Raw genomic sequence first — 12,001 nt, 5'->3', positions numbered from 1 at the left:
ACAACGGGACCGCCGCCGGCCGCTCCCCCGCCACCAGCGGTTCCAGCCGGCCCGAACTCTCCGCGATGCGGGGGGCCAGCTGGGCGACCGTGGGCGCCTCGAAGACGACGCGCACCGCAAGGTCGGTTTCCAGCGCGGTGTTGACCGCGGTGATCAGGCGCATGGTGGACAGCGAGTCGCCGCCGAGGTCGAAGAACGAGTCGTCGACGCCGACCCGCTCGATGCCGAGGACCTGGGCGTAGATGCCGGCCAGGATTTCTTCGACGGCGCTGCTCGGGGCGCGGTAGTGATCGGCGTTGCGGTATTCGGGGGCGGGCAGGGCGCGGGTGTCGAGTTTGCCGTTGACGGTCATCGGCAGCGCGTCGAGCACCACCACCGCCGCGGGGACCATGTAGCCCGGGAGGCGCTCCGCCAAAGCGGCGCGCGCGCGGGCGGGCTCGGCGGTGCCGGTGACATAACCCACCAGGCGCTTGTCGCCGGGACGGTCCTCGCGCGCGACGACGACGGCCTGCTCGACCCCATCGAGCGCGGACAGCGCGGCCTGGATCTCGCCGAGTTCGATGCGGTAGCCGCGGACCTTGACCTGTTCGTCGGCGCGGCCGAGGTAGCGCAGTTGGCCGTCGGCACCCCAGCAGACGAGGTCGCCGGTGCGGTACATGCGGGTGCCGGGTTGCCCGAAGGGGCAGGCCATGAACCGCGACGCCGTGAGTCCGGGGCGCCGCCAATAGCCGACGCCCACGCCTTCGCCGGCCAGGTAGAGCTCGCCGACCACGCCGGCGGGCACCGGGCGCAGCCACTCGTCGAGCACAAAGAACGCCGCCCTGCTCACCGGCGAACCGATGGGCGGGAACCCCGACCCCGCCCGCAGCGGTGCGCTCTTGCACGCCCACATCGTCGTCTCGGTCGGTCCGTAGACGTTGACCATCACCCGACCCGGCGCCCAGCGATCCACCAGCTCGGGCGGGCACGGCTCGGCCCCGATCACCAACGCCGTCGCGTCCAGCCCCTCGGTGGCAAGCAGCCCCACCGCCGACGGGGTCTGGGTCAGCACGCTGACACGTTCGCGCACCAATAGGTCGTGGAACTCCTCGGGCGAGCGAGCCACCGAATCGGGCACCACCACCAGGCGCCCACCGTGCAGCAACGCCCCCCAGATCTCCCACACCGAAAAATCGAACGCATACGAATGGAACTGCGTCCACACCTGCTCATCCGACAACGCGACACCGATGCGCAGGTCATCGAAGAGCTGCGCGACGTTATGCTGAGTCACCGCAACACCTTTGGGCACACCAGTGGTACCCGAGGTGTAGATCAGGTGAGCCAAATCGGTCGGGGCCGGCGCCGGGGGCGGCGTGCAGGGCTGGATGGCCACCGCGGGATCGGCGACGTCAATGACCGTCAGGTCGAACCCGCCCAGCCTGTCGGCCAGCTCCGCGGTGGTGACCGCGGCCACCGGCGCGGCGTCGGCCAGCATGAACTGCACCCGCGCCCCCGGCAGCGCGGGATCAATCGGCAAATACGCCGCCCCCGACTTCAGCACCCCCAGAATCGCCACGATCGCCTCAGCCGAGCGCGAAAACAGCAGCGCCACAAACACACCCGCACCCACACCGTGATCGGCCAACACATGGGCCAACCGATTGGCCGCCTCGTCGAGCTCGCGATACGTCATCGACCCATCCCCAAAGGTCAACGCCACCGCATCCGGAGTGCGCACCACCTGCGCCGCGAACAACTCGACCACCGTCACCGGCTCCATGCGCTCGGTCAGCACCGCCTCGTTGGCCCACCGCGCCAGTCGGGTGTGCTCGGCGGTGTCAAGCAGATCCACCGACGACAGGCGCCGCTCCGGCTCGGCGGTGACCGTGGCCAGCAGCCGCTGCAGTCGGTCGATCATCGCCTCGACGGTGTCCGCGTTGAAGACGTCGGTGCGGTATTCCGCCGTCACCGCGATCCCGGCGCGCTGACCGGATTCGGTGAAGCGTTCGGCCAGCGAGAAGGTCAGATCCATTCGAGCAGTGTTGGTGTGCAACGGCATTGGGGTGACCCGCAGATCTCCCAGCGCCAGTCCGGCGGCGGGGGCGGTGACCTCCCCGGGGAAGTTCTCCCAGCCCAGCAGCACCTGGACGAGCGGATGATGGGCCATGCTCCGGGTCGGGTTGAGCCGCTCCACCAGCAGTTCGAACGGCACGTCTTGGTGCTCGAAGGCGGCCAGGCTGCGCCGGCGCACCTGGGCCAGCAGATCGGCGAAGGTCGGGTCCCCCGCCGTGTCGACCCGCAGCACCAAGGTGTTGACGAAGAAGCCGATCAGCTCGTCGAGGGCGGGTTCGGGACGCCCGGCGATCGGGAAGCCCACGGCCACATCGGTACTGGCGCTGAGCTTGGCCAGCAGCGCGGTGAACGCGGCCTGGATCACCATGAAGCTGGTGGCGTTGTGCTCGCGCGCCACCCGGCGGACCTGTTGCTGTAGCTCGGCCGGCCAATCCACCGCCAACCGGGCGCCGCGGTGGTCGGCGACCTGCGGGTAGGGCCGATCGGTGGGCAGCTGTAGGCGCTCGGGCAGACCGGCCAGGGTGTCCGCCCAGTAGTCCAGCTGGGCGGCGATGCGGCTGTCGCGGTCGTCCACGTCGCCGAGATGGGCACGCTGCCACAGCGTGTAGTCGACGTACTGCACCGCCAGCGGCGCCCAGTCGGGTTCCTGTCCCGCGCAGCGGCTCGCGTAGGCGATGCCGAGGTCACGCGCGAACGGGGTGATCGACCAACCGTCGGCGGCGATGTGGTGCACGGCCACCACCAGCATGTGCTCGTCGTCGCTGACGCTGAAAAGCTCGGTGTGCAGGGGGCTTTCGTTTGACAGGTCGAAGGTGTACCGGGCGGCGACAGCCATGGCCTCCCGCAGCCGGTCCTCCGGCCACCCGCGCGCGTCGATGACGTCGCAGGCGAACCCGATCCGCTCGGCGGGAACCACCACCTGCTGCGGAATTCCGTCGGTCGACGCGAACACCGTGCGCAGGCTTTCGTGGCGGCCCACGACGTCGGCGAGCGCCGCGGCCAGCGCGTCGGCGTCGAGCTGCCCGCGCAGCCGCAGCGCCACGGTGATGTTGTACATCGGCGAGGCGCCCTGGAACTGGTCGATGAACCACAGCCGGGTCTGGGCGAAGGACAGCGGGATCACCGCGGGGCGTTCGCCCGCCACCAGCGGGTCCGGGCGGTCGGCGTCTCCGCTGCTGAGAAGGGCCAACTCGGCCACGGTGGGCGCCTCGAACACGGCGCGCACCCCGAGATCGGAGTTCAGGCTGGTGTTGACCGCGGCGATCAGGCGCATCGCGGACAGCGAATCGCCACCCAGGTCGAAGAACGAGTCGTCGACACCAACCCGTTCCAGGCCGAGCACCTGGGCGAAGATGCCGACCAGGATCTCCTCGACGGCGGTGGCCGGGGCGCGGTACCGATCGGCGTCCTGGTAGTCGGGCGCGGGCAGGGCCTTGCGGTCGAGCTTGCCCGAGGTAGTCATCGGGAATTCTTCAAGCGCCACAATGTGTGTCGGCACCATGTACTCGGGCAGCCAGGCACTCAACCGTTCACGCACCTCACCGACCTTGGTGTTGGTGCGGGGGTCGTTGGCGTAGCTGGTGCGCCGCCGGGCCCCGTCGGGCGCCAGGTAGAGATCGGTCAGCGCCGAGACGGACTGGTCGTCGGGATCGCTGCGGGCGATGAAAACCGCACTGAGAGTTCCGGGTTGGGCGCCCCAGGTGACGGCGACGTAATATCCGGCGCTCTCACCGAGGCGATGCAATTCCTCGGCGACGGTGGCATCGGGGCCGGCGTCGGCCTGGGCCAGCGCGTCGGCCAGGGGCAGCCCCTCGGCCAGCGCGGCCTCGACGCCGACATCGGTGATCAGCCCGGCGCGCGGGATGTCGGTGATGCGGACGCCGGCGGGACGCTGCGAGGTCAGGGTGTCGTGCAGCCCGCGCAGGCCGTCACACTGCGTCCAGGTCAGGGCGGGCTCGTCGGCCACCGAACGCACCGCCGCGGGGGTCTTGTGGATGGCGACGTCGTAGCGGTGCTGGTTCAGTTCGTTGTCGGCCATTCCGCGTTTGACGCGGATGTCGAGCCCGACGGCCTCCGGGCGCGAGCCCGCCCAGGAGGTGAAAAACTCGGGCGCCAGGAGCAATTCGGTCTCGCCCAGCATGGCGTGGCGGACGCGCTGGCGAATCGCGGCCGCGTCGGCGGCGTCTCCACGCGCCAGCGCGATCGCGGTCTGGAATGCGCCCTGCAGGGTGTGGTTACGGATGTCACCGATGAAGACCGCACCCCCGGGGGCCAACAGCTCCATGGCCTTGTCGATGACCTGGGCCAGGTATCCCGCGTTGGGGAAGTACTGGACGACGGAGTTGAGGACGACGGTGTCGAAGTGCCCCCGCGGCAGCCCGTCGGTGACGTGGGCGGGTTGGGTCAGCAGCTCGACGCGGTCGCGCCACGGCAACCGCAGCTGCTCCATCGAGCGGGCCAGGTTGTCGATCGCGACGGCCGAGAAGTCGGTGGCGACATACTGTTCGCACTGTGGGGCGATCTGCGAGAGCAGCAAGCCCGAGCCCGCGCCGATCTCCAGCACCCGCCGCGGCCGCAGGGACATGATGCGATCGACTGTGGCGGAACGCCATTCGACCATCTCCTCGAGCGGGATCGGATCACCGGTGTAGCTGCTGTTCCAGCCGCGGAAGTCCTCGCCGAAGGTGGCCGCGAGGTCGGCGCCATACAGGTCGTCGTAGAGGTGCTGCCATTCCTGGACGTCATCGGCGTCCTGCGCGACGTCCCGGTCGGTGGTGGCGGCGTGATCGAGCGTCACGTAGGCGACCAGGTGTGAGCCGGTCGCGCTGTCTTGCACGGTGACGGCGGCCTGGGTCACCTGCGGGCAGGCCAGCAGGGTGTTCTCGATCTCGCCCAACTCGATGCGCTGCCCGCGCAGTTTGATCTGGTTGTCGGCGCGGCCCAGATAGTCCAAAGTTCCGTCGGGCATCCAGCGCACCACGTCGCCGGTGCGATACATGCGCTCGCCCGCGGCGCCAAAGGGGTTGGCGACGAAGCGTTCTGCGGTCAACTCCATCCGGCCCAGGTAGCCCTGCCCCAGGGCCGGCCCGCTCAGGTACAGCTCGCCCACCACGCCGACCGGGACGGGGTTCAGCCAGGCGTCGAGCACGCGCGCGCACACGCCGGAAATGGGGGCGCCGATGCGCACCGGCTCACCCGCCGACAGCCGCGCACAGGTGACCCAGATGGTGGTCTCGCTCGGGCCGTAGCCGTTGAACATCTGGCGGCCCGGAGCCCAGGCGTCCACCAGCTCGGGCAGGCAGGCCTCCCCGACGGCGACCAGCGTGTCCAGCCGGTCCAGGCGGGCGCGGTCCAGCGTCGAGATCACGGTGGGCGTCAGGATGGCCGCGCTGACCCGCTGGTTGTGCAGCAGCGCGGTCAGTGCCTCCCCCGCGTACACCTGCGGCGGCGCCACGATCAGCGCCGCGCCAGATCCGGCGGCCAGCAACAGTTCTCCGACCGAGGCGTCGAAGGTCGGCGAGGCGACCATCAGCACCCGTGCGTCCGCGCCCAGACCGAAGAGCTCGCGTTGGGCGGCGGCCCAGCCCAGCATGCCGCTGTGGCCGACCGCGACGCCCTTGGGGACGCCGGTCGAGCCTGACGTGAAGATCAGGTATGCGGTGTTGCCGGCGCGCAGCGGCGAGAGCCGGTCGGCGTCGGTGATCTCCTGCGCCGAGTGCCCGGACAAATCGAGATCGTCGATTCGCACGATCGGCCGCGTCCCGGCGCCGGCGACCTCGTCGGTGCCGCACGTCAATACGCACACCGCGTCGACGGCGTCGAGCACCGAGGCGACGCGTTCGACGGGATGGTCGAGATCCACCGGTGCATAGATACCGCCGGCCTTGACGACGGCCCACCAGGCGACCACCAGCTCGGCGCAGCGGTCGATCGCGACGCCGACGGCACGCTCCGGGCCCACGCCGGTATCGATCAGCTTGCGCGCCAACCGCGTTGACCATTCGTCGAGTTCGCGGTACGACAACTCCCGCGCGCCGTCGACCACCGCGGGCGCGTCCGGGTTCTTCGCGACCGCCGCGGCCAGCAGTTGCGGCGCCACGCCGACCGGCGCGCGCACACCGGCGCCGGCCATGGTCGACAGCACCAGTTCGCGCTCGTCGCGGTCCAGCAGGTCGATCGTCGACAGCCGCTGGGCGGGGTCGGCGGTCATCGCCACCAGTACGCGTTGCAGGCGCTCGATGAGCGACGCGATGCCGGCGGGGTCGAACACGTCGGCGTCGAATTCGATGTGCAGGCCGAGTTCGCGGCCGGGCAGCGCTTCCACCGTCAGCGGGTAGTGGTTGTACTCGCGGTTGGTGAACTCGGCGATCGCCAGCCCGTCGTCGCCCAACGTCATGCCGCTGTCGATCGGGTAGTTCTCGTAGACGAAGAGCGTGTCGAAAAGCTGGTCGTGGCCGGTGACACGATGGATCTCGCTGAGCGCCAGGTGCTGGTGCTCGAGCGCGTCGTTGTGACTGCCCTGCAGCTGCGCGAGCAGCTCCGCGGTGGTGGTCGTCGCGGTGATGTTCGCGCGCACCGGCACGGTGTTGATCAGCAGCCCGACCATCGATTCCGCGTCGTCGACCTCCAGCTGGCCGACCCGCGATCGCGGGGTGCCGAAGACGACGTCGTGCTGACCGGTCAGCGAGGTCAGCACCAACGCCCACGCGGCCTGCAGCACGGTGCTCAGCGTGGTGTGGTGCGAGCGTGCCAGCTCGCCGAGCGCGCGGGTGGTCGGCGCGGGCACGCGGGACTTTTCAAATCCCCGGCGCCCCTGCCCCAACCGGTCCTCGGGCGCGACCAGGGTGGGAGTTTCGAAGCCGGACAACAGCTCTCCCCACGCCTCGCGGGAGGCGTCGAGGTCGCGTTCGGCCAACCAGGTGAGGAAGGCCCGGTAGGAGCCGGCGGCGGGCAGCCGCTGCCCGTAATAGCCGGCGAAGATCTCGCGCAACAGGATGGGAAGCGACCAGCCGTCGAGCAGGATGTGGTGGTTGGTCAGCACGAACCGGAAGCGACGGTCCGCGGTGCGGATCAGCGCGGCCCGGAACGCCGGCTGCCCGGCGAGGTCGCACACCGCGGCGCGTTCGGAAGCGCACAGGTGCTCGATCCGCTCGTCGGTGTCACCGGCGCCGTCGACCTCGAGGTACCGCCACTGGACCACGGGATCGGCCGGGATGATCTGCACGGGCTCGTCGAACTGTTCGCAGAACAGGGCCGCCAGGTGGGGGTGCCGGTTGACGACGGTGTGCACCGCGTCGCGCAGACGATCGGGATCGAGCGGTCCGGTGAGGGTGAAATCCAGCTGGACCGCGTACATGTCGTCGCCGCCCTGCGCGGTACTGGAGTGGAACAGCAGACCCTGCTGCAGCGGGGTCAGGGGCAAGATGTCGGCGATGTGGTGTTGCCGCGCCAGCTCGTCGATCTGCTGCTGGCTCAGGCGGGCCGGAGCGATGTCCGACGGGGTCAGACCCCCGCCGCCGGAGCGGACGTGCGCGCAGACTCCGGTCAGGGCCTCGAACCACAGCCGGCTCAACCGGGTGATCTGTGTGGCATCGAGAACCGATGGCGCCCAAGTCCATTCGGCGTGCAGGTGCGGGCCGGCGCCGGTGTCGATGGTGCCGGCGTTGAGTTCGACGGTGTGCATCAGCGGCATGGGCACCGCCGCGGCCGCGCCGATCAACGACAGCCCGTCCTGGCTGATGCTCCAGCCCTCGTTCGCCGAATCAGGCGCTGCGCCTTGACGTCCCAGGTAGTTGAACGCGATCGACGGGTCGGGCCCGGCGAGGTCGACGTCGGTGTTGAGGTAACGCAGCAGCCCGAAGGTCAGCGGCTCCGGCAGCGCGCGCAGCTGCTCCTTGGCGTGTTTGATCACGGGGCCCAGCGCGGTGTCGCCGGAAACCACTTGCGCCCAACGCAGTCCGGCTACCGCCAGGGACACCGGGTACTTGGTGGTGAACCAGCCGACGGTGCGGGACAGGTCGATGTCGGTGCCGAGTTCCTCGTGACGCCCGTGCGCCTCGACGTCGACGCCGATGGGGGCGCCGGTGTCACCCAGGAATTCCGCCCATGCCAGCCCGAAGGCGATCAACAGGATGTCTTGGATCCCGGCGTGGAAAGCGGTCGGTACCTCGCCGAGCAGCATCCCGGTCGTCTCGGCGTCCAGCTCGACCGACAAGCGCCCGGCGCTGGCGTACGTGTCCACGTCGGGGCGCGCCGCGGGCAACGCGGCCGGGGTCGCCGTCACCTTCTTCCAGGCGTTCAGCTGGCTGACCACGTCGGGGTGGCGCGCGTGCTCGTTCAACAGTGTCGCCCAGCGGGCAAACGACGTCCCCGCCGGCGGCAGCTCGACCGGGTGTCCGGCGCTGTGCAGCGCCCACGCAATGTTGAGGTCTTCCAACAGGATCCACCAGGACACCGCGTCAACGGCCAGGTGGTGGATGATCACCGTCAACTGCCCTGTGGACTCGACCCACAACGCGCTGAGCATGGCACCGGTGGACGGATTCAACCGCGCGCGGGCGCCGAGCAGCGCCTCGTCGGACAGCGCATCCACCGACAGCAGGCAGTCGTCGGCCCGTACCGAGCCCGGTTCGGGGATGTGGAACGACCAGCCGTCGGCGTCGTCGCGATCGACGCGCAGCCGAAGCATGGCGTGGCGATCCACCAAGGCCTGCAACATGATTGAGACGTCGGCGGCGGTCACGCCCGCGGGGGCCTGCACCATCACAGTCTGGTTGAACTGATCGACCGGGCCGTCCTTCTCCGCGCCCTGCAGCCACCGCATGATCGGGGTGGAAAGCACCGGCCCGACGCCCTCGTCGGCCACCTCCGCCGCCCCGTCGCTCACTCCGGCCACCCGGGCCAGCCGCGCCACGGTCTGCTCGACGAACACGTCGCGGGGCCGGCAGGTCAGGCCCGCCGCGCGCGCCCGCGCGACCACCTGAAGCGACAGGATGCTGTCGCCGCCCAGCTCGAAGAAGGACTCGTCGACGCCGACGCGCTGCATCCCGAGCACCTCGGCGTAGATGCCGGCCAGGATCTCCTCGACCGCGTTGCCCGGGGCACGGTATTCGCCCGTGCTGTATTCGGGCATCGGAAGCGCGCGGGAGTCGAGTTTGCCGTTGGGTGTCAGCGGCAGCGCGTCGAGCCCGACCACCGCCGCCGGCACCATGTAGCCCGGGAGCCGTTCGGCCAGCGCGGTGCGTGCCTCGGCCGGGTCGGCGATCCCGGTGACGTAACCGACCAGGCGTTTGTCGCCCGGGCGGTCCTCGCGGGCGATCACCACGGCCTGGTCCACGCCGTCCAGCGCGGCCAGCGCCGCCTGGATTTCGCCGAGTTCGATGCGATACCCGCGGATCTTGACCTGCTCGTCGGCGCGGCCGAAGTACTGCAGCTGCCCGTCGTCGCCCCAGCACGCCAAATCGCCGGTGCGGTACATACGCTCGCCCGCCTCGCCGAACGGGCACGCCACGAAGCGCGACGCGGTCACCCCGGTCCGGCCGATGTATCCGTTGGTCACGCCGTCGCCGGCGACATACAACTCGCCGACGACGCCGGGCGGCACCGGACGAAGCCAGCCGTCGAGCACGAACAACGCCGCGCCGTCCACCGGGGAACCGATCGGCGGGGTCCCGGAATCCTTCGTCAGGGGCGCGCTGATCGCCACGCACATGGTCGTCTCGGTCGGGCCGTAGGCGTTGACCATCACCCGTCCCGGCGCCCAGCGGTCCACCACCTCGGGCGGGCAGGCCTCCCCGGCCATCACCAGCGACACCGAGTCCAGCGCCTCGTGCGACAGCATCGCCACCGCCGACGGGGTCTGGGTCAACACGCTGACGTCTTCGGCGGCCAGCAGGGCGTGGAAGTCCTGCGGGGAGCGCGCCACCGACTCGGGCACGACGACCAGCCGCCCGCCGCGCAGCAGCGCGCCGAAGATCTCCCAGACCGAGACGTCGAACGCATACGAGTGGCACTGCGACCACACCCCCGACGGCGGCAGGCCGGCATCCAGAGTTCCCAACAGCTGCGTCACGTTGCGATGAGTGACCGCAACGCCTTTGGGGACGCCGGTGGTGCCCGAGGTGTAGATCAGGTAGGCGACATGGTCCGGACCGGGCGCTGGCAGGGCATCGACGGGCTGGGCGTCGATGCGGGAGTCGTTGACATCGACGACGGTCACGTCGTGGCCGTCGAAGCGGTCGGCCAGGTCGACGGTGCTCAGCGCGGCGACGGGTTTGGCGTCGTCGAGCATGAACCCGATCCGCGACTCGGGCGACGACGCGTCGATCGGCAGGTAGGCCGCGCCGGTTTTGAGCACCGCCAGGATGGACGCGACGGCCTCGGGCGAGCGCGAAAACATCAGCGCCACAGTCTCGCCCGGTCCCGCGCCCAGGCGCGTCAACAAATGCGCCAGCCGGTTCGACGCCTCATCGAGCTCGCGGTACGTCACCGATCGTCCATCGCAGACCAGCGCCACGGCCTCGGGTGTCCGCGTCACCTGGGTGGCGAACATCTCCGGCACCGACACCGGCGTGCTCGGCGGCAGGCGCAAAACCTCTTGGTTACCAAGCTCTTCGAGGCGGGCGCGCTCCGCGGTGCGGAGCACATCCAACGACGACAGGCGCCGGCCCGGGTCGGCGACCATGGTCGCCAGCACGCGCTGCAGCCGTTCGGCCAAATCCGCGACGTCGAAATTCGAGAACGGTTGCCCGGTACCGACCGTGCTCAGGAACTGCTGGTCACCGAATCCGAGGAAGAACAGTCCGAAGTGACCTACCGGGCCGAAGCTCGTGTAGGTCGCGGTCGCCGGGACACCGTCGAGGCTGAGGGTGAGGCGGGCCGGGACGAAGTTGACGACCACCCGATTAGGCGCCTGCCTCGGGCCGTTGAATTCGCCCTCGCCGTCCAGCGTGCGCGTCGGGAATTGCTGATGCCGCAACGCCTCTCGAGAGCGTCGGTCGACATGCCGGCAAAAGTCGGCGAACGTGGTGTCCGGCGAGGCCTCCAGCACCAGGGGCACCACCCCGGCGAGCATGCCCGGGTGTGTCTTGGACTCAGGGTCAACGCGCCGGCTGACCGGAAAGTCGAGCACGACTTCGTTTGAACCGTCGGAACACCAGCCCCGCACCAGCAGCGCGCAGGCCGCGGTGAGTACCGATGATCGACGGATGCCCAGCGTTTTGGACACCTCTTTGACTCTGCCGACCACGGACTGATCCAATTGCACCGGCGCAGAGGGCGAATACGGGTCTCGCCCGTCATCGAGCGCCGGCGCCGGATAGTCCGCCCCGCTGCCCGCGGGACGGTGTCCGGCCCAATACTCTTGATCTTCACGGAATTTGGCGGACGCTTCGTATTCCAGCTCGCCGCTGACGAGGTCCTGCAGGGAGCCGAAGAAGGCGGGGGGAACCGGCTTGCCGGCGGCCAGCGCGGAGTAGACGGCGGCGATCCGTCGACCCGTCAGCGCAATGCCCATGCCGTCGATGGCGATGTGATGGCAGACGGTGAACCAGTAGTACTCGTCGGGACCCGTACGGAACAAAGCGAATTTGATCATCGGGCCGGTGAGCGCCATCGGCGTTCGCTGGATCGATGCCGCGGTCTCCCGGACTTCCCGCTCCGGATCCTGCGATTCGGTCAGGTCGTAGAAGACCAAGTCGACATCGTCGTAGTCGACCGCCTTCTGGAAAACCTGGCCATCGGCCTCGAAGAACGAAGCCCGCAGGCTCTCGGCCTCGTTGACCACGTGTCGCATAGCCTGATGCAACAGACCGGGGTCGATCGCCCCGTCGATGCGGACCAGCACACCAAGCTGCCACGCCACGTCGAAGTGGCCGGTCTGTTGTGCCAGCCAGATATCGAGCTGGCCTCGCGTCACCGGGAGTGCCCGGTCACCACCACGCCCCAC

Annotated in this window: 1 protein-coding gene (only partly in view); it reads right to left on the bottom strand. The window is 69.7% G+C overall.

All coding sequences use genetic code 11. The features are described 5' to 3' along the window. Positions 1-12,001, bottom strand: the 5' end (the start) of a protein-coding gene (locus tag ACZ50Z_RS07090; RefSeq protein WP_464482899.1) for a non-ribosomal peptide synthase/polyketide synthase. Its footprint begins 19,205 nt before the window's first position; only the first 12,001 of its 31,206 coding nucleotides appear in the window; it begins with the start codon at positions 11,999-12,001; its stop codon lies beyond the left edge, outside the window.

The sequence above is a fragment of the Mycobacterium sp. NTMscope_MAC_269 genome (genome assembly GCF_976985695.1).
The sequence above is the reverse complement of the archived record's forward strand: the minus strand, read 5'-3'. Positions and strand labels throughout refer to the sequence as shown.